Below are 21890 nucleotides of genomic sequence, written 5' to 3'. Positions count from 1 at the left end.
GGAATTCAAAGCGCAACCGTCGCCAGGCCCGGCAGGACTTTGTCCAGGGTCAGCGGGAACTCGCGAACCCTTACTCCGGTGGCGTTATAGACCGCGTTGGCGATCGCCGCGCCGGCCCCGCAAACGCCGAGCTCTCCGAGGCCCTTTGCGCCGAAAGGGTTGGCCTTGTCATCGTTCTCCTCCATGAACACGACATCGAGGTCGGGAACGTCGCTATTGACCGGAACGTGGTACTCGGCAAGGTCATGATTGACGAAACATCCGTGGCGGTGGTCAAGGACGGATTCCTCCATCAAGGCTGCGCCGAGACCCCAGATCATACCTCCGAGTATCTGTGAACGCGCCGTCTTCGTGTTGAGAATACGGCCTGCGCCGATCACGGCGAGCAAGCGCCTCGCACGAACCTCTCCCGTGTCGCAGTCGACGCTCACCTCGGCGAAATGCGCGCCATACGAATGCTGCGAGAATGCGCGGTAGCTCTCGGTGCTCGCACCGGCCTCGACCGAGCCCGTGGCGTCGAGCCCTTCGGGTGCGACGCGTCGCATGAATTCCGGCAACGCTTCCGTCCGTTCGCCGAAGCGGATCGCTCCTGCGACCATCCTGACGTCGTCAGTCCCGGAATTCTGGTCGGATGCACCATCTTGCGCGCGCAGCGCGGCCACGATCTTGCGTTTCAGCGCCTCGCACGCACGCAAGAGGGCCGTCCCGGCACTTGCCGCTCCCCAGGAACCGCCGGAACCTGCGGTCAAGGGAAAGCGGCTATCCCCAAGCTCGATCGTGACTGCCGCAATCGGAACGCCGAGAGCATCGGCGGCTATCTGCGTGAGGATGGTGTAGGTCCCCGTACCGATATCGGTCATGTCGAGGCGAGCGGTCACTCGCCCCTCCGCATCGATCCGAACCGAAGCCGCCGCGGCCCCGATGTAGTTCGGCCGGATCGCGGCCGCCATGCCGAGGCCAACCAACTTCCGGCCTTCGCGCAGGCTGCCCGGTTCCGACCTGCGCCGCTCCCAACTGAAGCGCCGCGCGCCCTCCTGCATGCATGCCACGAGGTTACGCGTGGAAAACGGCACCCCGCGCTCGGGATCGAGATCGGGCTCGTTGCGGATCCTGAGCTCGATCGGGTCAAGACCCAGCCGCTCGGCCAACTCGTCCATGGCGCATTCCAGCGCGAGCATGCCTGGCGCCTCGCCGGGAGATCGCATCCACTCGCCTCTGTTGAGGTCGACTGGAACGAGCCGGTGGCGGGTCAGGCGACTGGGTGCGGCATAGAGCGAACGGGCGAAGACCGCCGTCTGCTCGCAGAATTCCTCGACGCGAGAGGTTGCCGACCAGACATCGTGTCCGAGAGCAAGCAGTTTTCCGTCGGGGCTCGCGCCCAATCGAACGTTCTGGAGCATTTCCGCACGGTGCCCGGCATTGGCGAACATCTGCTGGCGCGTCAGGGCGACCTTGACGGGTCTTCCGAGAATGCGCGCGGCCAGAGCCGCGAGCACCGAATCGGCATGGACAATGAGTTTGGAGCCGAAACCACCGCCGATGTAACGGCTGATCACGCGCACGCGCTCGAGAGGAATGCCGAGCGTGGCGGCGAGACCGGCACGAAAGTTCGAGAGGGTCTGGGCCGAGGTATGGATCGTCACGTCGTCGCCCTGCCAGATCGCCAACGTCGCATGGGGCTCCATCGGATTGTGGTGCTGATAGGGCGTACGGTAGGTCATGTCGATCCGCACCGCCGCCTCGGCAAAGGCCGCATCGAAATCGCCCACTGCACTATCCGTATCAAAGCCTGCATTGGTCCGCTGCGGTGCGTAGGCCGCTCCGCGGCGCTCTTCGAGGCCGAAGTCGCCGGCTGCTTCTTCGTAGCGCACCTTGATGAGGGCCGCAGCGGCGCGTGCGGCCTCGAAGGTCTCGCCGACCACAAGAGCGATGGGCTCGTCATAGTGGCGAACGCGGTCGTCGCGGAGCACGGGTCGCGCACGGGTGAAAACATCGCGCACGGCCGGCGTGACGGCTGGACCAAATTCCGGTTGGGGCGGTGCATTCAGATGCGTCATCACGTGAAGGACGCCCGGCGTTCGTTCGGCCTGGCCGGTTTCGATTTCCAGAATGCGGCCTTTGGCGATGCCCGCACCCAGCACAAAACCGAAAGCCGGAGGCGGTCCCTCCGCAACTTCGTAGGCATAGGTGGCGGTGCCGGTAACCTTGACCGGTCCATCGACGCGGTCGATGTGTTTGCCTATGAAGCTGCCGCCACCGCTTGTGGTATTTCGCTGCGCCTTATCCGTCATAGTTTCCACCAGTTTGCTCGGATCATGCTTGTTCGGCCAGGGAGGCGAGCGTGTAACGCACCGTCCGCTTGCCCAAGGGAATCTTGAAGTCGTTGCCGCCATACCCGGCGGCTCCCGCCAGGGCGGCCTCCGCGGCGTCCGTCAGCACATGGTCCGATAGTGCCGCACCCGCGAGCCTGCTCTCGGTTTCCAGGGCCCGCCAGGGTTTCGGCGCAACGCCGCCCAAGGCGACACGAGCGGTTCGCACCCGATTGCCGGAAACCTCGATGATCGCTGCAACGGAAACGAGGGCGAACGCGTAGGAGGCGCGGTCGCGCACCTTACGATACGCCTGCCGGCCCGCCGGTGGTGGCGGCAGTGTGATGCCGGTGATCATTTCGCCGTGGGCAAGCATGGTCTCCTGGTGCGGCGTCGTGCCAGGCAGCCGGTAGAGATCTCCGATCGGGATCGAACGCGTTTCACCTCCCGGTGAGACGGTTTCGACTGCAGCGTCGAGCACCGCCATGGCGACCGCCATGTCTGAGGGATGCACGGCAATGCACGCCTGGCTCGTTCCGATGACCGCATGCATCCGGTTGAAGCCCTCGAGTGCGGCGCAACCGGTGCCCGGTTCTCGTTTGTTGCAAGGCATGTTGCGGTCGTAAAAATAGGGGCATCGCGTACGCTGGAGAAGGTTGCCGGCTGTCGAAGCCTTGTTTCGTATCTGGGCGGAGGCGCCCGCCAGCAGCGCCTGAGACAGAACGGGGTAGCGTGCCCTGACGATCGGATCGGCGGCGAGATCGCTGTTGCGGACCTGAGCGCCGATATGCAATCCGCCCTTCTCGGTCGGCTCGATACGGTCGAGTTCCAAACGGCCGATGTCGACGAGATGATCCGGGCGCTCGATACCCAGCTTCATCAGATCCAGGAGATTGGTGCCGCCGGCGATGAAACGTGCCGCCGGCCGACCCGCCACAGCCGCAACGGCTGTCTCCACTGTGTTGGCCCGCTGATAGGAGAAGGGCTGCATGCTTCAAGACCTCTCTGCCGCATCGCGAATGGCGGCTACGATGTTGGGGTAAGCGGCGCAACGGCAGAGATTGCCGCTCATGCGCTCGCGAATTTCGGCATCGGTGAGATTGTGGGAGGCGGCCGCAACATCGGCGGTTGCGTGGCTCGGCCAACCTTCGCTGGCCTCACGCAGCATTCCGACTGCGGAGCATATCTGTCCGGGTGTGCAATAGCCGCACTGAAAACCATCGTGTTCGATGAATGCCGCTTGCATCGGGTGAAGTTCGTCCTCACCTGCAAGCCCCTCGATCGTGGTGATCTCATCGCCCTCATGCATCGCGGCGAGCGTCAGACAGGCATTGATCCGGCGTCCGTTCACAAGAACGGTGCAGGCTCCGCATTGACCATGGTCGCAACCCTTTTTCGAACCGGTGAGATCGAGATGGTTGCGCAAGGTGTCGAGCAGCGTGGTCCGCGGATCCACTTCCACCGCGACGTCATTGGAATTGATGTTGAGCAGCACCGGCAGCGTGGACGCCGGGCCTGCTGACGGTGCGCCAGCAGCACCGGTTGCAGCGGCGCGCCCGGCGGGCAGGCCGGCGATGAGGAGCAGGGTCGTGGCTGCACCGCCCTCGAGCACCGCCCTTCGCGTCGGTCCATTGTCCTTTTGCGTTTCGTCCATGAGTCATCTCCGGATTCGACTGCGAGGTGGATTCCCGCCGCCTGGAACGCGCCGAGCGGCGCGCATCGACAGGAGACAACATGGCCTCCCGCGCCTGCCATTTCTTTCAGGAAATCGGCGGGGTTATCAGGATTCCGGAATAACTTTCGACCGATAGGCGTGCGGGGTGACACCTCGCAGGCGCTTGAATGTCGTGGTGAAGTGGCTCTGGCTCGAGAAACCGCAGCTCAACGCGATCGCGCTCAGCGTCGTGCCGGTCTCGCACAGGAGCACTTCCGAGCGCCGGATGCGTTCCTCGAGCACATAGGCGTAAGGCGCGAAGCCGGTCGTGACTTTGAAGCGACGCGCAAAAGAATCCGAGGCAACACCGGCGACATCGGCCAAATCGCCGAGGGAAATGTCGCCGTCCAAGTGTGCGTCTATATAGTCACGGACCCGTTTGACGACGCGGCTGCCGAGGGAGCCATGGCGGGGAACCGGTACGGGCTCATCAGCGAAGCCACGTATCCGCAAAGTGACGAGTGCAATCAGATGTTCCATATAGGCCGAGTCGGGGATATGGCCGCTGGATATCTCGCTGCTCAACGATTGCAACAGCGCGCTGATCACATTGTCGCTCTTGTTTATCAGGACTGGCAAATCCTGCAGGTGATCGCTGGCGGGAGAGATAGACCGGGGTTTGATCCACAGGGCGGAATAGGTAAGGTCGACGTCGCGATAGGCACCGAGGCGTTCCACCCCCGCGGGCACGAACGTTATCGCACCAGATCGGTCCCGCCCCTCATAAACCATCTTTCCATCGGATCGGATGGAGGTCTGCGATGTGGCGCCTTCCTCCGTCAGGACGAGTACGTGATGCGGCGCCGTCCAGCGAAGTTCGGCTTCCCGGCACGCCCACCGCCGACGATCGAAAACGACCGAGGAACCGGCCCAGCAAGCTGTCGTGGGCTGCGCCGGCTGCTCTCCGGCAGTCCGAATTCGCCCACTACCGAAAAGCGGCCTGAAAGACATATCTATCGTCCTGTGTTCCACCGAACCAAAACCGCGCCGGCGCCCCATGCGCCAGGGTCCTCACCTTCTCGCCCGCACGAACTCTCCAGCATCCACGCCGGTTGCGCTACCAAACCATGTTCAAAGTGTCGTGTAGTGGCTCCCACCAGCCAGGACCAACGGGAACTGCCGGGACATTCCTCGCTTGGTGCGCCCGTTTGCATCTGGCTGTCGCAACGTCTTTCGGTGAGATGCGTTATCTTTTGGCAAGTCTGTCCGACTGGACCCGAACTGCCCGCAAACGAGCGAAGAAAACGCGATGGCGAAGAGTGTTTCCGTAGCTGAGGAAAAGGATGCTCCAGAACGCCTACTGACGCCGCGGCGGTCGCGGACATTGGCAATCCTTGTCGCGCTCGCCGTGGGATTGGTCGTCTGCTACTTCCTCGCCGTGCCCTTCCTGCCCGCTCTGACATGGGCGCTCGTGCTCACTGTGATGTTCCAGCCGCTGCATCGTCGGATCGAAAAACGTTTCCGCTACCCGGAAGCCGCCGCCGCGGCGACCGTGGCGATCGCCGTCTTCGTCGTCGCGGTTCCGCTCACCTTCATGGCGGAACGGCTGGTGAACGAGGCTGCCAAGGGGGCACAGATCGTCGAGGAAGCGGTGAGGTCGGGTACCTGGAGCGATGCGCTCGCCAACCATCCACGCCTTGCGCCGATCGTCGTCTGGATCGAAACGCAGCTCGATCTGGCCGGGATCGCAGGCAGCGCGACCACTTGGCTTACCAACTTCAGCGCCTCATTCGTGCGTGGGTCCGTTGCCCAGATCGTCGACGCGATCCTGACATTCTATTTTCTGTTCTATTTCCTGCGTGACGGCCAGCAGGCACTGGGCGCGCTGAAGGAATATTCCCCTCTCAGCTCGCAGGAGATGAACCGGCTGTTCACGCGGGTAAACGAAACGGTGCAGGCCGTCGTCTTCGGCACGGTGGCCGTTGCTGCCGTACAGGGCGCGATGGGCGGCCTGATGTTCTGGTTGCTCGGTCTGCCCGCGCCCGTAGTCTGGGGCCTCGCCATGGGCTTGCTCGCCGTCGTGCCGGTGCTCGGCGCCTTCATCGTCTGGCTTCCGGCCGCGCTGTCGCTGGCCCTGGGCGGCGAGTGGGGAAAGGCGCTTATACTCGTCGCCTGGGGCGCCGGAGTGGTCGCGACCATCGACAATCTCCTCTACCCCATTTTCGTGGGAGATCGCCTGAAGCTCCACACGCTGACGGCCTTCATGAGCATGATCGGAGGCATAATCGTATTCGGGTCAGCTGGGCTGGTGATCGGCCCGGTAGCCTTCACGGTAACGCTGCTGCTCATGGATATCTGGCGCCGGCACAATTCGAACCCCGAGGTTTGAGGCGCCGCCGGACAGGATCCAAACCCCACGGCACACGACCGTGGGACGACGATAATGACCCGCCTGAAGAATCAGGCGGGCAGCTTCATCAGGCAAGCTGTCAGGCGAGGATCACCACGATTTCCAGCGACGAGGGTTCGACGATGACGATCCGACCGTCGGCGAGGATGAAGAACAGATAACCTTCATATCTCGGCACGATCTTCACGATGCGGGTCGGAAGCGGCTTCAGCTTGACCTTGACGGTTTCCGGTACTGCCACTCCGACGGATACATCGAAGTCGACGTCGATCGGCTCGACGTTCTCTTCCTTGATGATCTGCGTAATTTCGGTTTTCTGCTCTACCGTTACGTCGACATCTCCAGAAGAGCCGGAGGTCTGACCCTGCTCGGTCGACTGGGACTGGCCTTGAGCGGGCTCCTCGGTTTCGCCCTGCGCGGGCTGCTGTTCGGAGTCCTGCTGCTCGGTCTGCGTGTCGGTCCCCGTCTCCCCGCTTTGCGAGCCGCCTTGATCCTGCTGCGTGCCTGTTTCGCGCTGCTGGTCCTGCTGCTGGTCAGGCTGCTTCTGTTGATCTTGCTGATCCTGCTGCTGGCCCTGGTCGGCCGGTTGCTGCTGATCGGCCGGCTGCTGCTGCTGATCGGCGGGCTGTTGCTGATCTGCCGGCTGCTGCTGCTGATCGGCGGGCTGTTGCTGATCTGCCGGCTGTTGCTGGTCCTGGCCCGTCTGCCCGTCCTGCTGTGTCGCACCCCCTTGAGCATCAGGCTGCTGATCCTGTTGCGCGCCGCCCTGCGGACATTCCGTCCCGGCTGGGCAATCGGTGGACTGCCCCTGTGCCGGCTGTTCCGTCTGTGCAAAGACCGGGGTGGACGCAACCCCGAGGCTCAAAGCGAGCGCACTCTTGATAAGGATACCCTTCATCGGATGTTCTCCATTCGAACGTCCCTTCGAGTAGCCAACCGCGGATTGACAGGATTGTTCCCTGGCAACCCGCCTGTGCGTAGAAGTGGGATGACGAAAGGGTGTGCGCACTTCCCGACGGAAAGACGCTACACACTTTGCCTTGAAAGCACTCTAAGCCTGGATACCGCCCGCCCCGGCCCCACCGGATCGGACCGGTCCTTCGAACAGTCCCAAATCGTCGCGGCTGAACGCAGCAAGCGTCCATTCCACAGGATCGGCTGCGTCTCGCGGGTGATAAACCAGCCGGTCCGGACTTTCGATCCGGCGCATCGCCTCATGGTCGATCACCCCGGATCTTGCTGCCTCAGCCGCCCGTTCACGGTCACCTTCGAACGCGTCGTCGACGAGTTCGTGCGTGAGCATTATCCCTTTGCGGGGGAGACCAAGGCCACGCTCGCGGGTCAACATGACCACGGCGACGCCGAGCTCTTCGGCCACTTCCTGCTCGACGATTACTTCGAACACTGACATTGGACCCTCCATCGATGTCCGGCGGCGGCGCCGCAACCGCAAAGGCGTCGTCGCTACCCGTCGTCAGGCATGTGGGAATCGACGCCAAGGGTTTGAAGATTGTTGCGAACCTCCAGGACCCCGGGCACGGCCTCCACCGCTGCCACGAGCCGGCGCGCCATCGCCAAGGTTTCGACAGCACCCTCCAGGGTTACGATGCCTTTGTCGGCGCGCACGTCGATACTGTTGGGCTCGGCTTCACCGCTTTGGCTAAGCAGATCCGTGATCACCGCTTCCAGTTCGTCGCTGTCGATGCGGTCAGGCGGCAGAGGACGACCATTGTTCGCGGAATTTTCCTCAAGACCGTCAGCGCCGGCCTCATCCACGATGAAGCCCTTCCCGCGGTCCTCATCGAAATTCGCGCCGGTAGCGCCATAGCTTCTGTTTTCGGGGCTGCTCGATGTACTGCCGCTGCCATCCGCGTAGGGCCATCCTTCGCGAAGATCGCGCTCCTCATAGTCGCGATAGTCCTCGTCGCGCGAGAGCGCCTTATCCTTACGGGGCACTTTCATTGCGATCTCCTTTCATTTTGCAGAGGTCAAACAAAACCGGCAGGCTTTTGTTCAATCCGGCTTGCGGTGACATGACCCATTGGCGGGTGCGATCACTGGTAACCAACCCCGGTTCTCGTTGTTCCGCTCCGGGTCAGACGCCACGACAGACCGACCGTGATGGCACGGTCGACGAGCCGAGGCCTGAACAGAATTAGGAAGGAGAGCTGAACTCGATCTGATTGGCTACGCGCAGGCGCCGTTGCAGGGCCGTCGGGGACACGCAGCCTCAGGCTCCCGTGCCATTCCCCAGCTGCACCGAAGCCTTCTTTATGGTTTCTTCGCCGTGCCCCGCCGCGGGCCGGCGCCGCCGGGCGGAGCCTTGACCTTATCGGGCCCTTTTCTTCCAATGCTCGCGACGCCCCCGGCCGGTCCACCGACGGGCTGCATTCCACCGGGCTGCAGGTCCGAGGCAACACCCGAATGACCCTCCGCGTCGATTTCCCGAGCGGCTTCGTGCCAGTACCGCTCATGGTCTCCGTCACGTCTTCCGTCATTTTCCCACAGCTCATAGGCCCGTGCGCGGATGCGCTTGTCCCGTTCATTGTCGGTGGTCATTGGCTGAGCCTCCTGAGCGAAATGCAGGTTAGTGCCGATCCACCGGCTTCGCACTCCCGTCGCGAGCATAGGCGCGTACCTCCGGCGGCGGAAGCCAAGATCGACCATCCGTGGTTTGTCGGCAAATATATTCGCCTTCATCAAGGGGAACAATCGATGGGCGTCGATTGAGACCCGTCGAGGCGGGTCTCGATCGACGTTTGCTGATCACCAATTCCACGTCTGGCGGCCGTACCAATCGTCTATGTCGCGCCTTACACGGTCCTTCTCGATTCCGTAACGCTCCTGGATCTTTCCTTCGAGCTGCTCGCGGCTGCCGGAGATCTGGTCCAGGTCGTCGTCGGTGAGCTTGCCCCACTGCTCCTTGACCTTGCCTTTGACCTGCTTCCAGTTACCTTCCACACGATTCCAGTCCATGAGTAATCCTCCTGGTTCAATTGTATCGAAGATGGAACTCATGAGAACGCATTTGGTTCATCGAGCCGGCGGCGATCGTGCTTTCCGGGAGACCGGCCGTCGGCCGTGACGTTACAGACACAAAGTTGTGTTACCCAGGGAACTCGACCTTGCGAGGCTTCTCTGCTTCTATCATGCGAGGACTGTTTCCAATCTATCCAAAGCGGGGCGGACGATGGTTTACGATCGGGATAAGAAGCGCATGCGTCGCCGTCACGTGCTCCGGTTTTTCGCAGCACTGGCTCTGCCCGCCTTCCTGCTCGGCTCTGCCATCGCGGCGGTGGAATGGGCTGCGCCCGATCCGCCCGCGCGTGCCGACGCCCAAAAGGCGGCAGCCCGGCAGTAAAGGCGCAGGAGGGAACATCTACCCGCCTCGTGTGTTGAGCGCTCCGAACAGGAGCGAACATGAAGAAGCACATCAAGGCGATCGCTTCAGCGCTGAAGGACCGGCACGCGGTCCTGTTTGTGGGGGCGGGCGTGTCGATGAGCGTCGGATTGCCGTCCTGGAAAACGCTGGTCGATCATATTCTGTGCGAGCTGCGCCTGGACAATTCCGTCATGCACGCTCCCGACATCTCCTATCATACGATCGCCGAATGCTATCGCCTTGAATACGGAAACATTACCTCGCTGTGCGAATGGATGCGGCAAAATTGGCGCGTCTCGCGGGAGCGCATCGAACGCTCGGAGCTGCATCGGTTGATCGTCGAGCTCGACTTTCCGGTGATCTACACGACTAACTACGACAGCAATCTGGAGATCGCCTACGACGTCCACGGGAAATGCTATGCTAAGATCAGCCACGTGCGCGACATCGCCTCCGCGCCCGCGGGAGTTACGCGGATCATCAAGTATCATGGCGACTTCGACGATGAAGACACGCTCATCTTGACCGAAACCGACTATTTCAACCGGCTGTCCTTCGATTCTCCGCTGGACGTCCGCTTTCGCAGCGATGCACTTGAGGCGACCGTGCTGTTCATCGGCTACAGCATGTCGGACCCGAACATCCGCCTGCTTCTCCACCGCATCTGGAGCACCTGGCGGAGATCCGGAGACGAAAAGGACCGGCCGCCTTCCTACGTTTTCATGTACCGGCCGAATCCCGTGCAGGAAGCGGTGCTCAGAAACTGGGGCGTAACCGTTATCGCCGGCGAGGGCGCCGATCCGCAGCAGGCTCTTCTGGCTTTCATCCAAGGCCTTCGCGCCGAACTCGGCGCCTAGAGCAACTGTGTGCGGTTTACCGTCCGCGTCCCACTCTAACTGGTTTCACTCGAAATGCGCTCCACAAGCCGCCTTACGATTCGCTCCACGGAATCCTGCCAGGCAGGCATGGCCCGGCCGAAGGCTGCGGTAAATTTGGCGCTTGACAGCGAGGAGTTAAGAGGGCGGCTTGCAGGTGTCGGAAACGCCCCCGTCGTGATCTCCCGAACATGCGCCCAGGGGCCGCCTTCGGCACGGCTCGCCGAAAGAGCATGCCGCGCGAAATCGGCGCGGTTTACGGCGCCCGTGCCAGCGAGGTGATAGAGGCCAAAGGCGGCGTCCTCATCGGATTTCGTCAGCCGCGCGGAAATGTCGAGGATGGCATCCGCAAGGTCGATGGCCGACGAGGGATTTCCCCGTTGATCCGCTACGACCGCGATATCCTCGCGGTCCTCCGCGAGCCGCAGGATGGTCTTGACGAAGTTCTTCCCGAAGGAGCTGTAGACCCAGCCCGTGCGAAGGATGAGATGGCGGGGGGTTGCCTCGGCAACGGCGGTTTCTCCGGCAAGCTTGGATGCGCCGTAGACGCTGAGCGGAGCCGGTGTGTCGCTCTCTGCGTAGCTCCCCTGTTTGCTCCCGTCGAAGACATAGTCCGTCGAGATATGGATGATCGGCACTTCGAGGCATGCGGCCGCCTCAGCGACCGCGCCAGCCCCGAACGCGTTGGTCGCGAAGGCCGTCTCCGGCTCGCTTTCGGCCTGGTCGACGGCCGTATAGGCTGCCGCCGAGACGACGAGGTCCGGCCGGCACCGCTCGATCGCCGGCAGGATCGTTGCCGGCTCCGTGAGATCGAGATGCGGCCGCCCGATCGTAAGGACTTCCACGCCCGGCCAACGACCAGACCGTTCCACCAGGCTGAGGGCCAACTGCCCCTCGCAGCCGGTCACGGCAATCCTCACGCGACGCTCCGATGCTGCTCGCCGATGCGGGCGCCGGAATAGCGCTCGCGCCGGATCGGCTCCCACCACCACCTGTTTGCGAGGAACCAGTCGACAGTCTCGCTCAGTCCGCCCTCGAAGCTCCGCTTCGGCCTCCAGCCAAGCTCACGCTCGGCCTTCGAGGGGTCGATCGCATAGCGCCGGTCGTGACCGGGCCGGTCCGGAACAAGGGTGATGAGGTCCCGATAGCTATGACCGCCTTTTCGCGGCGACCGGACGTCGAGCAGATCGCAGATGCTTTCCATGACCGACAGATTGTTGCGCTCGGCACGGGCGCCGATATTGTAGCTCTCCCCCGGCCTGCCCCGGCTGACGACCAGTTCCAGCGCAGTCGCATGATCGTCGACGTGGAGCCAGTCGCGCACATTCGCTCCCGAGCCGTAGAGCGGCAACGGCTTCTCCTCGATCGCGTTGATGATCGTCAGGGGGATCAGCTTCTCGGGAAAATGGAACGGGCCGTAATTGTTGGAGCAGTTCGAAACGACCACCGGAAGGCCGTAGGTGTGGTGCCACGCACGTGCGAAATGATCAGCTGCCGCTTTCGAGGCCGCGTAGGGGGACGAAGGTGCGTAGCGCGTCTCCTCGGAAAAAATCCCGCGGTTGAACGGAAGGTCGCCGAAGACTTCGTCGGTCGAGACATGGTGAAACCGGAAGCGCTCTCGCTCCTCGGTGCCGAGCCCCGACCAGTAGGCCAGTGCGGCGTTGAGCAATCGCACCGTGCCGAGGACATTCGTCTCCATAAACGGGTCGGGGCTCTCGATCGAGCGATCGACATGGCTCTCGGCAGCAAGATGCATGATCGCATCGATCCGCTCCCGGCGCATGATCTGCAGCAGAACCTGTTCGTCGCGGATATCGGCCCGGTAGAAGGCATAGTGCGGATCGCTTTCCACCGCCCGTAACGACGCAAGGCTGCCGGCATAGGTCAGCTTATCGACATTGACGACGCGCTCGGCCCCGCTTCGGACCAGATGCCGGCAAACCGCCGATCCAATGAAACCCGCGCCACCCGTTACCAAAACTCGCATGGTTTCTCCCCTCATGCGGTGAACTCGAAAACAATGGATTCGTGGAGCAATGGTGCGTTCCTGTCCTTCGCGGACAGTTGCAGACGGTCGGTAGCGGCAGGCCAGCCTATGCCGATCTCGGGATCGTCGTAGCGGATCGACCGCTCATGCTCGGCGCTGTAATGCTCGCTCACCTTGTAGAGGACTTCCGTTTCCGGCTCGAGCGTGACGAGGCCGTGGGCGAAGCCGACAGGCACCAGAACCTGGTTCCATTTCTCGGCCGAGAGTTCGAGACCGACCCATTTCGCGAAGGTCGGCGAACCTTTGCGAATGTCGACCACGACATCGAACACCCTGCCTCGAACAACGCGAACGAGCTTTGCTTGCGCCTTGGGCGGAAGCTGATAGTGCAGGCCGCGCAGCGTGCCCGCAGCCGCGGAATAGGAATGGTTGTCCTGTACGAAGGTGTCCGTGACGCCGTTGGCGGCGAGGGTCTCGGCATTGTAGGTCTCCGAAAAGAAGCCCCGCTCGTCGCCGAGCCTGTGCGGGACGATCTCCAGAACCCCGTCGAGGCCCAGGGGCCTTACATCAAGCATCCGAGAGCTCCCTGACCCGTCTCCGGAGATAGATCGCATAGTCGTTTTTGCCGAGCAGGTCGGCACGCTCGAGCACCTGATCCGCCGAAACGTAGCCGAGCTCGAAGGCGATTTCTTCCGGGCACATGATCTTGACGCCCTGCCGGTGCTCGATCGTGCGTACGAAGGAAGCGGCATCGTGCAGGCTGTCGTGCGTTCCCGTATCGAGCCAGGCATAGCCCCGCCCGAGGCGGCAGACGTGAAGGTCGCCGCGCTCCAGATAGGCCCGGTTCACATCGGTGATTTCCAGTTCGCCACGTGCTGAAGGTTTGATTGAAGAAGCGATGTCAAGCACACTGTTTTCATAGAAATAAAGGCCTGTCACCGCCCAGCTGGATTTCGCCCGCTCCGGTTTCTCCTCGATCGTCACGGCCCGTCCGGTCTCTCCGTCGAAACTGACGACGCCGTAGCGCTCGGGATCATCCACACGATAGGCGAAGATCGTGGCACCGCTCGACCGGGCCGCGGCATCGCCGCAAAGCTCGGGCAGGCCGGCACCGTAGAAAATATTGTCTCCGAGGATAAGCGCCACCGAGCTGTTGGCGACGAAATCCCGGCCGATGATGAAGGCTTCGGCGAGCCCGTTCGGCTCCGGCTGCTCGGCATAGGAGATCGCGAGGCCGAACTGGCTGCCGTCCCCCAGCAGCTCCTCGAACAGCGGCCGGTCCCTGGGCATGGTGATCACCAGTATCTCGCGAATACCGGCCAGCATCAGCATGCCGAGCGGGTAATAGATCATCGGCTTGTCATGGACAGGGAGCAGTTGCTTCGAAACCGAGATCGTCACCGGGTACAGCCTGGTTCCCCGGCCGCCCGCAAGGATGATGCCCTTCATGCGCCCACTCCGGTCGAGGCCATCATCTTGCTTGCGCTCCTGCGCCCTCGCCTGGTCCGATCGCCGCGGCGCCAACGGGACTGAGCTTGCCGCAGCGCCATAGGCTATAGGAAGGCTCGGTGTCCCAGTCGTAATAGTATGCAGCCGTCAGCCGGCCTGCCTCGGTCAGTTCGCCGAAGGTCGCGCGCATGACATGGATCGCCTCCCCTCGCGATCGATCGTCCACCGGGCAGGAGCGCGCCTTGTTTGCGATCCCCCATTCGGTGACCCAGCAGGACTTGCCGGTTCCCGCGGTCCGGCAGAAATTGAGAATGCTTCTGACTCGCGCTGCAATAGCTGGCGCGGCTTTCCTTCCGGGGTAGATGTGGATGCCATAGGCATCGACCAGAGTGTCGATGCCGCGTTGACGAAGGAGCGCGACGAATTCGCCGGGATCGAGCCTTTCCATTCCGCGCCTGTCGGCTTCTGCGGCGCTCATATCCGACAGACCGGCGGAAATGACGGCCGCGTCGCGGCTGTGTACGGTTTTGCGCAGCTCCGATCGGCTGATCTCCAGCGCCTTGACGTAGTTGTCGAGGCCGCGTTCAAACCTTGTCCGCTCCCGTAGCTCGGCGATGCTGCGCGGTGACCGGGCGCCCGGCTCTCGATAGACGGCAAGATCGCCGTTGTAGCCGGCATAGTTGATTTCATTTCCCGGCTCGATCGCTACAAGACGCACGCCGAGGGCATCGATGCGTTGAAGCGCTTGCCGCAACTCCCTGCGATACCGAACAAGATCCAAATCCGACAGTCGATAGACGTCCCAGATACGGCCATGGCCCGTTCTCGGTCTTAGGTTCTGGGGATAGTAACTTTTGTTTCCCAGCTGAATCTCGAGAAGGATGCGCAGCCCCAGGCGATGGGCGATTGCCAGCGCCTCTATGCTCTTGTCCACCGGACGCGAAAGCGAAAGACGGACATCCGTCGCGCCGCTGGCGGCGATGTCCGTCAGTATTCTCTCCTGGTCGCCCCGGGGCAGCCAGGCGAGATTCATCCGATTGACGCCAATGCGAGCCGCCGAAGTTTCATCGGCATGCGCGGGTGCGGAAAGCGTCAGCAAGGCGCCGAGGAGCAATGCTGCTGCTCCTCGCTTCGCTGAAGTCCCGGGCCGCAAACCGCTGCGCACTTTCCCCGGAATTGCTCTAGAGCCCGACATGCGCCAGAGCATTGCGGAAATTGGTCTCACAGGCCGAGTACCGGTCGATGACAGCCTGCGAATCGATCTTGGAAAGGAAGCTGGCAAGATAGGCCTTCCTGTCCGGCTCCCGGTTCCAGACTGCCGCCTCCATGTAGGGGAAGCCGATGAATTCCAGCATTTCCCGCATGCGATCGTCGACCGCGATCATGAGCGACGGCACGCCCGCCTGCATGCCAATGATGCAGCCGTGAAAACGGCGCCCGAAGCAGAGATCGCGCGCGGAGACCCAGCTTCGCCATTGATTGGTGTCGAAGAACACCAGAAGCTCGTGTTTGCGCTGCCATTTCTCCGAATGCTTGTAGGCGGTCTGGCCGGTGATGCGCCCGCTTGCTCGGTCGTAAACGGGCAAGTCGTCGTCCACGGGAAGGGAAAGATTGTAGGCGACCACCTCGTCCTGGACGACGTAGCTCGCGACGCTTTCCGGTTTCAGCAGCGCGTGGGCGTCGACGATCGTATCGGCCACGCTTCCGAGATAGCCTCCGAAGGCGATCTTCTGGGAGGAAGCGAGATCCGGATTGGCGAGCGCGGCGAGCGAACGCTTCATCTCGGCCGGCGCGAAGAAGAGCGAGGGGCAACCCGTCGGCTTGACGAACTTCATCCCCTGCTCTCTCAGGAACTCGGCCGTGAAATAACCGCGCGTGAGGAAGAAGCTCTCTTTGTTTCTCAGCACTTCCAGGAACTTGAGCGTGCCGGCAGGCAGGTTTTCCTTGAGCCCTTCCCTCCGCTGGATACCGATCCCCATGATCGCCACCGGCATCTTCAGTTTCTCGAATACTTCCGCTTCGAGATCCGCCGAGTAGCCCGGGCGCAGGAGGTTGGCCGAAGCGAAGACGCAGATGTCGAATTCCTCGTTGAGGCTTTCATAAGCCTCGTCGGAATTCCTGTTGTTGACGAGATGCCAGAAAGGCAAATAGGTGACGTCATGCCCGCGCAGGGCATGGGCCGCGCCCTCGCCGATCAGATAGTTGCCGGTATTGGCGATCTTCTTGACCTGATCGATCAGTTCCTTCTTGGTTCTGACCTCGTCGAAATAGGGCCTGTGCCGAACCTCCGCGCCGGACACGCCCGAGACGGTTCGCTGCAGATAGGACGGGATTCCCGTAAGCAAGATACGCATCGATTACACCTGAGATTAGAGCCTGCAAACGCTCGCGTAAATTTATTGTCCGATCCCGATCTCCCGGAGAGCCGAGCGGAACGTGCGCTCGCGATCGGAATATCTGTCGACCAGTTCGGAAGCATTGAGCCCGGCCAGGTGGTCGGCGACGAATTCGGCCCGGTTTTCCGCCTTGTCGACCTCGACTGCGTCGATCGCCGGCAGGCCCGTGTAGCCGAGCATTTCCCGCATCCGGTCGTCCACCGCCACCATCAGGCTCGGCACGGCCGCCTGCATCGCGATGATCGAGCCGTGAAAACGCCGGCCGAAATTGAAATCCATGGAAGACGCCCAGGCACGCCACTGGTTCGTATCGAAGAAGGTCCGCACGTCGAAGGGCGTTTTCAGCCTTTCGGTGCCCGGATAGCTCAGTTCCCCGAGCATCGTGCCGGAGGCGGAGTCGTAGACGCGGCCGTCGCCGTTCGCTTCGACGTTCATGTCGAAATGCAGGAACTCGTCCTGGATGACGTATTGGGGTCGCGAACCCTCCGGCGCCAGCGCCGCGGCGTCGACGATGCAATCGTGGTTGGCACCCAGATAGCCGGAGAAGATGGTCCGCGCCTTGCCGACCGGTACATTGGGCAGCTTCTTCAGCGAGGCGCGCATGTTGTGCGGCATCAGATAGATGGAAGGGCAGCCCGTCGGCTGCACATAGGAGAAGCCCTGGTCCTTCAGGAAGCCGGCGGTTTCGAACCCGCGCGTCAGGAAATAGTGCTCACGCTCCTTGAGAACGTCCAGAAGCCGCTTCGTACCTTCCGGCAGGCTGTTTTCAAGGTCTCGGCGGTTCTGCAGGCCGATACCGAGCATGACGATCGGCATCTTGAGCTTGCCAAGCACTTCCGCTTCTGCATCCGCAGACAGGCCCTTGCGGAGAAGGTTCGCGCAGGTGAAGACGCAGATGTCGAAATTGGCGTTGAACTCGTCGAGTCCGACGCCGTTCTGGCTGCAATTATAGAGGTGCCAGAACGGGACCTGCTTCGCATGCGGGGCAATCGCGCGCAGCGCCCCCTCGCCGATCAGGTAATTTCCCGTATTGCTGATATTGCGAAGCTCCTGGAGAAACTCCTCCTTCGTCTCGGGCTGTTTCTGTCGCTCCGAATAGGAGACGGACAATCCCTGGGCGCCGTTGGCGAGGCGTGTGTAATGACCAGGAATTCCCGTCACGAGGATCCGTGGACGCATGCAATCGACCCTTCTTCTTGAAACCGGCGGGGCCTCAGCCCACGGCCGCAACTCCGGGATTGGATGCTTCGCGCCCACGGATAACCGTTGCGCGCGAAAGCGACGAATTGTTCACGGAACGGTCGCACCAGCCGAGGAACTCGGAGAAGGAGGACGTCCATGAGCGCCGAGCCGCCGTTCTCAGGCACCCCTCCATGAGGGGCGCGAGCATCTGACGGTTGTGGGCCACCTCCTCGATGGCCTTTGCCATGTCCCGGACCACCTGCGGATCGGCGGCGGCCTCGATGAGGATGCCGTCCTCGCCGTCGGTTATGAGTTCGTCGACGGCACCGACCGACGTCGCGATCGGGACGCAGCCGAGCTGCTGCGCCTCGGCGATCATCAAGGGAGCGCCCTCCCAGCGCGACGGCATCAGAAGGACATCCGCCCAACCGAGTGCCTTGATCAGATCCTTGCTTGCGAAGACCGGCGGGCGCACCTCGACGCCGAGGTCCTTCAGGCGATCCGTCCACGACAAGGTGGCATCCGCGAGGATTTCCCCGCCGATCGCCCGGGCATCGAAGGGCACGCGCGAAGCCCGCAATTCGGCGAACGCCGCAGCGAGGCGGTCGATCCCCTTCTGCTGATCGAGCCGGCCCATATAGAGGACCCGAAGCCGATCGTCCTTGCGTTCGATGCGCCTGACCGACAGCACCTCCGCGAGCACCTTGGGCGGCACGGAGAAGCTCGCGCCGTTGGGGACGGCGAAGATCTTTTCATAGGGAACGCCGAAGCTGTGCAGATAGATCTTGAGTTGCTCCGAGCAGGTCAGGAAGGCATCGTAGCAATGCTCGTGGGCTATCGCCGCGAAGGGCTGGCCGGCGGGCCTTTTGAAGCCGGTATCGTCGACCACGTGAAGGTAGCAGGCCGTGCGCGTTCCCTCCGAGCGCAACCGTGCGATAAGCGGATGCACCGCCATGACGTGATTGTTGATCACGAGGTCGAAGCCGGAAAGCTGACCCTTGAGCGCGGCCCAATCGACGTCGTGGCCCTCGGCGATGAAGTCCTGCCCCAGGAAAGAGCCGGAGCCGCCCCAGGCGGGAATGCCCTGGTCCCAGAAGTGAATATAGTCGAAGCTCTGATCGAACTCGTCGATCACATCCATCCTGGATGTGCCGAGCACGAAGAGATGGGTCTCGTAGCCGGCGGCCTTCAGCTCGCGCGAGGCCGCATATACGACCTTCTCGGCGCCGCCGAAGGATGCATTCGGAACAAGCAGGGCTGCGGTCTTCCTGCCCCCCTCGCTATGACCGAGCGGCAACACGGGCGAGCCACCGATCTCGTGGCGAAGAGCCTTGTGGAGGTCGGAATAGGGAACGAGCCGTGCCGGACGCCAGGTCCAGCGTTTGCCGGCAGTCCGCCGCAACGGACTGGTCGCGATGGCATTGACGCAGTTGATCATCACCTGCTGGGGCGTGATGAGCGAACGGCGCGGCAGGCTTCTCGGGAAAGGGAAGCGGACTTTCAGAACTGCCGATGTCGGCCATACCTGCTGGTTGCCGATGGAGGCAAACCAGTCCAGCGCTTTGTTATGAATGACGTCGCGCACGAGCGAAGTGGACAGGAAGATGAGGTCGGCCGGCGCGTTGTGCTGGGCGCCCGCCTCCAGCAAGACCGGCTCGATCTTGCGCTGCGCCGCATCGTTGCCAAGCTGGACGAAGACCACGTTCGCCTTCTCGCTCAGGCGCTCCAGGTGCGAGAGCACGTTTGGCAGCATCCGGGAGCGCAGCAGCAGGTCGAGCGTGGCGCCGCTTCCGGCGATCAGGAAGGGCGGGAAATGAACGTTGTCCGGTTCGCCGATGCTCGCCCAGAATGCTGGAATGATATCGTCGAGACGAAGCCGCTTGGCCGTTTTGGTCGGATCCGTGAAGAACGAAATGGCGGCATCTTCCGTCCGTGCGAAAAGATAGCGCGGGCATTCCTCGTGCTCGAAATCGACCAGCATTGGCCGCTGGAATAGCGCACGGTGGCGCTTTCTGAGGAAGCTCACCGAGGCGGCGCGATCGCGATTCGCCTCCTTGAAGCGGCTTTCCGCCCTCAGCCGGTATTCGAAGGTCGTGTCGTGGCACGGCGCCCCCACGAAGCCCTGCTCGATGCAGGACAGCCAGAATTCCCAATCCTCGAAACCGTTTTGCCTGTCGTCGTCGAAGCGTACACCCGCCCGGAACACGTCAATCGAGATCATCGAGCCGGTGTCGCAAATATTGTCCGTGACGCAGTGCAGGAGCCGCGAGTAGCGATTGCCGTAATGAGCGCGCCAGCTCACCGAGAACGTGTCGATATTGGTATAGATCCAGCCGCAGCCGCTGGCGTGCAATTGCCGGTAGAGAGTCTCGATGGTCCCGGGCAAGACGCGATTGTCGGCGTCGAGAAAATAGACGGCCTCGGCTTCCGGCAGATTCGCGAGCACGTAGTCGATCGCGCGATTGCGCGCCCCGCCCGGCCCGGCATTGGCCCCGAAAAGCACATGAACCGCAGGATGGGCCGCCGCATAGAGCAGCAATTGATCGAATGTCTCCTGCCGCGGATCACCATCGACGGACACCACGACTGCCACCCTGCACCCGGCAAGCTTCGAAGCGAGCACGGACTCGATCGCCTCCAGGACGAGGGCCGCATGGCCGTAAAGCGGCATTGCCACCACGATCAGGTCCGAGTTTTCCCTATTTCCGGACATTGGACGCCCCTGCGGACTGCTTTACCAATCGGAAGCCGGAGACCTTGAGCCAGGAGAAATCCACCGTATCCGTCACCGCTCGGCTGAGGATCATGAGGTCCATCGGCTCACGCACGGGCTTGTCCAATTGAAAGTTCACGTTGACCGCCTGCTCGGCGGTGACCTCGCGCCAGCCGCTGAAGAAAGCCGACGGCTTGGCAGCTCCCTTGCGTGCGAGCTCCGCCACTTCCGAGCGCGCATTGGAGTTCGCCGGAGCGAGCAGGAAGCTCACGGCCGCGGGTGCGCCCTTCGGGTGATCGATGATCGCGCTTGCGGAGAAGGAGATGGTGCCGGGTTCCACGGCGCGGCCGATCGTGCCGGCGGAGATTCCGCTCGGCAGCGGGTGGCAAACGACCGCATTCTCGTGTTCGAGGAAGCGGACGGTCTGGAACTCGGGAACGACCGGCGTGACCGATACGTCGACGATCTGGCTCAGCAATTCGACCGCCAGGCGATAGTCCTCGATGAAATGGCCCTCGAGCAAGGCGGTCGGAGCGATCATGTTCGGCATGCGCGTCGGTTTGACGCCGGGCAGTCCCGTAAAGACGCGGAACGCCAGGGGCCGGAGATCGAGATCCGGATGCGGGGTTTCCGATCTGGCCGTGTACCGCTCGCTCGCGATCGGATAGCCGAGTGAAAGCCCTACAGTCTCCGTGCCTGTCGTGGAGATTCTGAGCCGCAGCGTTCTCGCTGCGCCGCCGCAAGCGCGTGGCAGGGCGAGGAAATTCCAGTTTGCCGCGAGCTGCGCATAGGGGACGGTCCATTCGGCCACGCCCTCGCCGTTCTCGACATAGCCCAGCATGACGACCAGCTCGCCGCCGTCCTTGGGCACGGAATGAAGGTGCAGCGCGATCCCCGCCACGCCAAGACTGGAGACCGGAAGAAGCTGCTCGACACATCCGGTCGCAAGGAGCTGCCCGATGCCCTCGTCCTTCGGGTCGGCATAAGGATCATGGGCGAATATCTCCGCGACCGGCTCCCAGTTGCGGACCTGGAAGGCATCCTCCAGCGCGCGGTAATTTTCGAGCAGCGTTTCCCGCTCACGCCGGAGAATGGCGAGCTCGGCGGTTACCGACGACGTGAAGCGGGAGAGCCGACCCACTCCACCCTCCACCAGCGACTGCACGAGCGCCAGGCTCTCCGCCTTACCGCCCACGTCGATCCGCTGAAGCGGTATTTCGGGAATGGTGCCGAGGGCATTGATCGACGCGAGCCCCTCCCGCAGATCGGCTTCACCCTTATCCGAGAAGGCAAGCGCGATCAGAGGAAAGGCGTTCTGCAGGGGGGATCGTGAAGCTGCATCCGGGTCGAGAAAATGCACCAGATGCTCGATGTCGCTCCCTTCGAAATTTTCCCGGTCCAGACCGGACGCCACAACGAGCCTTCGCTTCGCCGGCGACTGCCTCAAGTTAGAAGACATCAACTCTTGCACGCAGCGACCCCAGAATAAATCGATTTATCCAGAAGATGAAATTGATGGCCTGGAAATATTCT

The 21890-nt window shown here is 62.4% G+C and carries 22 protein-coding genes; 4 read left to right on the top strand and 18 right to left on the bottom strand.

Annotation, left to right across the window (positions count from 1 at the left end; all coding sequences use genetic code 11):
- Window positions 1-5 precede the first annotated feature (5 nt).
- From CN933_RS23690 to CN933_RS23675, 4 genes are all read right to left on the bottom strand, one after another.
- Window positions 6-2291 carry a xanthine dehydrogenase family protein molybdopterin-binding subunit gene (locus CN933_RS23690; RefSeq protein WP_102762579.1) on the bottom strand — a complete coding sequence of 762 codons (2286 nt, stop codon included), beginning with the start codon at window positions 2289-2291 and terminating at the stop codon, window positions 6-8.
- 22 nt (window positions 2292-2313) lie between these two features.
- Window positions 2314-3300, bottom strand: a complete 987-nt coding sequence (locus tag CN933_RS23685) for an FAD binding domain-containing protein (RefSeq protein WP_102762578.1) — start codon at window positions 3298-3300, stop codon at window positions 2314-2316.
- A 3-nt stretch (window positions 3301-3303) separates the two neighbouring features.
- Window positions 3304-3963, bottom strand: coding sequence for a 2Fe-2S iron-sulfur cluster-binding protein (locus CN933_RS23680; protein WP_102762577.1), 660 nt, complete (start codon window positions 3961-3963; stop codon window positions 3304-3306).
- Between the two features lie 126 nt (window positions 3964-4089).
- On the bottom strand, window positions 4090-4974 hold the full coding sequence (locus tag CN933_RS23675) for an AraC family transcriptional regulator (RefSeq protein WP_102762576.1): 885 nt from the start codon (window positions 4972-4974) through the stop codon (window positions 4090-4092).
- 298 nt (window positions 4975-5272) lie between these two features.
- Between CN933_RS23675 and CN933_RS23670 the strand changes: the two genes are divergently transcribed.
- On the top strand, window positions 5273-6352 hold the full coding sequence (locus CN933_RS23670; protein WP_102762575.1) for an AI-2E family transporter: 1080 nt from the start codon (window positions 5273-5275) through the stop codon (window positions 6350-6352).
- A 100-nt stretch (window positions 6353-6452) separates the two neighbouring features.
- On the opposite strand, the gene CN933_RS23665 is transcribed toward CN933_RS23670, so the two are convergent.
- The 4 genes from CN933_RS23665 to CN933_RS23650 form a co-directional block, all read right to left on the bottom strand.
- The gene (locus CN933_RS23665; RefSeq protein WP_102762574.1) at window positions 6453-7271 is read right to left on the bottom strand and encodes a DUF1236 domain-containing protein; all 819 of its coding nucleotides are present in this window, start codon (window positions 7269-7271) and stop codon (window positions 6453-6455) included.
- 153 nt (window positions 7272-7424) lie between these two features.
- Window positions 7425-7784, bottom strand: a complete 360-nt coding sequence (locus tag CN933_RS23660; RefSeq protein ID WP_018098839.1) for a hypothetical protein — start codon at window positions 7782-7784, stop codon at window positions 7425-7427.
- A gap of 53 nt (window positions 7785-7837) precedes the next feature.
- A complete protein-coding gene (locus CN933_RS23655) occupies window positions 7838-8335 on the bottom strand; it encodes a BON domain-containing protein (RefSeq protein ID WP_102762573.1) in 498 nt (165 codons plus the stop codon).
- A gap of 309 nt (window positions 8336-8644) precedes the next feature.
- Window positions 8645-8881, bottom strand: a complete 237-nt coding sequence (locus tag CN933_RS23650) for a DUF2934 domain-containing protein (protein WP_245425146.1) — start codon at window positions 8879-8881, stop codon at window positions 8645-8647.
- Between CN933_RS23650 and CN933_RS31980 the strand changes: the two genes are divergently transcribed.
- Window positions 8798-9103, top strand: coding sequence for a hypothetical protein (locus tag CN933_RS31980; protein WP_234704995.1), 306 nt, complete (start codon window positions 8798-8800; stop codon window positions 9101-9103). The two genes, CN933_RS23650 and CN933_RS31980, sit on opposite strands and share 84 nt — an antisense overlap.
- Before the next feature lie 36 nt (window positions 9104-9139).
- Here the strand turns inward: CN933_RS31980 and CN933_RS23645 are convergent, their stop codons facing one another.
- Window positions 9140-9349 (bottom strand): CsbD family protein, encoded by a 210-nt coding sequence (locus tag CN933_RS23645; protein ID WP_003528984.1) that lies wholly within the window; start codon window positions 9347-9349, stop codon window positions 9140-9142.
- 241 nt (window positions 9350-9590) lie between these two features.
- Between CN933_RS23645 and CN933_RS23640 the strand changes: the two genes are divergently transcribed.
- Entirely contained in the window at window positions 9591-9734 is a 144-nt protein-coding gene (locus CN933_RS23640; protein WP_164866850.1) for a hypothetical protein, read from the top strand.
- A 59-nt stretch (window positions 9735-9793) separates the two neighbouring features.
- Complete coding sequence (locus CN933_RS23635) at window positions 9794-10612, top strand: SIR2 family NAD-dependent protein deacylase (RefSeq protein ID WP_102762572.1); 819 nt, start codon at window positions 9794-9796, stop codon at window positions 10610-10612.
- Between the two features lie 35 nt (window positions 10613-10647).
- On the opposite strand, the gene rfbD is transcribed toward CN933_RS23635, so the two are convergent.
- The 9 genes from rfbD to CN933_RS23590 all read right to left on the bottom strand — a co-directional run bounded on the left by rfbD (window position 10648) and on the right by CN933_RS23590 (window position 21816).
- Window positions 10648-11550: a dTDP-4-dehydrorhamnose reductase gene (rfbD, locus tag CN933_RS23630; protein WP_018098844.1), complete on the bottom strand. Its 903-nt coding sequence runs from the start codon at window positions 11548-11550 to the stop codon at window positions 10648-10650.
- The gene (rfbB, locus tag CN933_RS23625; RefSeq protein WP_102762571.1) at window positions 11547-12617 is read right to left on the bottom strand and encodes a dTDP-glucose 4,6-dehydratase; all 1071 of its coding nucleotides are present in this window, start codon (window positions 12615-12617) and stop codon (window positions 11547-11549) included. The genes rfbD and rfbB overlap by 4 nt, the downstream gene beginning before the upstream one ends.
- Window positions 12618-12628: 11 nt before the next feature.
- Entirely contained in the window at window positions 12629-13192 is a 564-nt protein-coding gene (gene rfbC, locus CN933_RS23620; RefSeq protein ID WP_018098846.1) for a dTDP-4-dehydrorhamnose 3,5-epimerase, read from the bottom strand.
- Window positions 13185-14066, bottom strand: a complete 882-nt coding sequence (gene rfbA / locus CN933_RS23615) for a glucose-1-phosphate thymidylyltransferase RfbA (RefSeq protein WP_018098847.1) — start codon at window positions 14064-14066, stop codon at window positions 13185-13187. The genes rfbC and rfbA overlap by 8 nt, the downstream gene beginning before the upstream one ends.
- A 22-nt stretch (window positions 14067-14088) precedes the next feature.
- A complete protein-coding gene (locus CN933_RS23610; RefSeq protein ID WP_164866856.1) occupies window positions 14089-15180 on the bottom strand; it encodes a glycoside hydrolase in 1092 nt (363 codons plus the stop codon).
- Between the two features lie 67 nt (window positions 15181-15247).
- A complete protein-coding gene (wgaE, locus tag CN933_RS23605; RefSeq protein WP_102762570.1) occupies window positions 15248-16420 on the bottom strand; it encodes a galactoglucan pyruvyltransferase in 1173 nt (390 codons plus the stop codon).
- 42 nt (window positions 16421-16462) lie between these two features.
- The gene (locus CN933_RS23600; RefSeq protein WP_003529003.1) at window positions 16463-17641 is read right to left on the bottom strand and encodes a polysaccharide pyruvyl transferase family protein; all 1179 of its coding nucleotides are present in this window, start codon (window positions 17639-17641) and stop codon (window positions 16463-16465) included.
- Window positions 17642-17675: 34 nt separating this feature from the next.
- Window positions 17676-20357 (bottom strand): glycosyltransferase, encoded by a 2682-nt coding sequence (locus tag CN933_RS23595; protein ID WP_102762569.1) that lies wholly within the window; start codon window positions 20355-20357, stop codon window positions 17676-17678.
- The gene (locus CN933_RS23590) at window positions 20344-21816 is read right to left on the bottom strand and encodes a DUF6212 domain-containing protein (RefSeq protein WP_102762568.1); all 1473 of its coding nucleotides are present in this window, start codon (window positions 21814-21816) and stop codon (window positions 20344-20346) included. The genes CN933_RS23595 and CN933_RS23590 overlap by 14 nt, the downstream gene beginning before the upstream one ends.
- Window positions 21817-21890: the final 74 nt, after the last annotated feature.

Origin of the sequence: Sinorhizobium sp. M4_45 (assembly GCF_002885915.1) — a bacterium.
Taxonomy (GTDB): Bacteria; Pseudomonadota; Alphaproteobacteria; order Rhizobiales; family Rhizobiaceae; genus Sinorhizobium; species Sinorhizobium meliloti_A.
This window is presented reverse-complemented; position numbering and strand designations above follow the sequence as displayed.

Bases quoted from the DNA above. Each gene is read 5' to 3' on its own strand.
- CN933_RS23670 (WP_102762575.1), top strand. From the start codon at position 5,273: ATGGCGAAGAGTGTTTCCGTAGCTGAGGAAAAGGATGCTCCAGAACGC.
- rfbA (WP_018098847.1), bottom strand. From the start codon at position 14,066: ATGAAGGGCATCATCCTTGCGGGCGGCCGGGGAACCAGGCTGTACCCG.
- CN933_RS23590 (WP_102762568.1), bottom strand. From the start codon at position 21,816: ATGTCTTCTAACTTGAGGCAGTCGCCGGCGAAGCGAAGGCTCGTTGTG.
- CN933_RS31980 (WP_234704995.1), top strand. From the start codon at position 8,798: ATGACCCTCCGCGTCGATTTCCCGAGCGGCTTCGTGCCAGTACCGCTC.
- rfbC (WP_018098846.1), bottom strand. From the start codon at position 13,192: ATGCTTGATGTAAGGCCCCTGGGCCTCGACGGGGTTCTGGAGATCGTC.
- CN933_RS23685 (WP_102762578.1), bottom strand. From the start codon at position 3,300: ATGCAGCCCTTCTCCTATCAGCGGGCCAACACAGTGGAGACAGCCGTT.
- CN933_RS23595 (WP_102762569.1), bottom strand. From the start codon at position 20,357: ATGTCCGGAAATAGGGAAAACTCGGACCTGATCGTGGTGGCAATGCCG.
- CN933_RS23690 (WP_102762579.1), bottom strand. From the start codon at position 2,291: ATGACGGATAAGGCGCAGCGAAATACCACAAGCGGTGGCGGCAGCTTC.
- CN933_RS23600 (WP_003529003.1), bottom strand. From the start codon at position 17,641: ATGCGTCCACGGATCCTCGTGACGGGAATTCCTGGTCATTACACACGC.
- CN933_RS23665 (WP_102762574.1), bottom strand. From the start codon at position 7,271: ATGAAGGGTATCCTTATCAAGAGTGCGCTCGCTTTGAGCCTCGGGGTT.
- CN933_RS23640 (WP_164866850.1), top strand. From the start codon at position 9,591: ATGCGTCGCCGTCACGTGCTCCGGTTTTTCGCAGCACTGGCTCTGCCC.
- CN933_RS23655 (WP_102762573.1), bottom strand. From the start codon at position 8,335: ATGAAAGTGCCCCGTAAGGATAAGGCGCTCTCGCGCGACGAGGACTAT.
- rfbB (WP_102762571.1), bottom strand. From the start codon at position 12,617: ATGCGAGTTTTGGTAACGGGTGGCGCGGGTTTCATTGGATCGGCGGTT.
- CN933_RS23680 (WP_102762577.1), bottom strand. From the start codon at position 3,963: ATGGACGAAACGCAAAAGGACAATGGACCGACGCGAAGGGCGGTGCTC.
- CN933_RS23675 (WP_102762576.1), bottom strand. From the start codon at position 4,974: ATGTCTTTCAGGCCGCTTTTCGGTAGTGGGCGAATTCGGACTGCCGGA.
- wgaE (WP_102762570.1), bottom strand. From the start codon at position 16,420: ATGCGTATCTTGCTTACGGGAATCCCGTCCTATCTGCAGCGAACCGTC.
- CN933_RS23660 (WP_018098839.1), bottom strand. From the start codon at position 7,784: ATGTCAGTGTTCGAAGTAATCGTCGAGCAGGAAGTGGCCGAAGAGCTC.
- CN933_RS23645 (WP_003528984.1), bottom strand. From the start codon at position 9,349: ATGGACTGGAATCGTGTGGAAGGTAACTGGAAGCAGGTCAAAGGCAAG.
- CN933_RS23635 (WP_102762572.1), top strand. From the start codon at position 9,794: ATGAAGAAGCACATCAAGGCGATCGCTTCAGCGCTGAAGGACCGGCAC.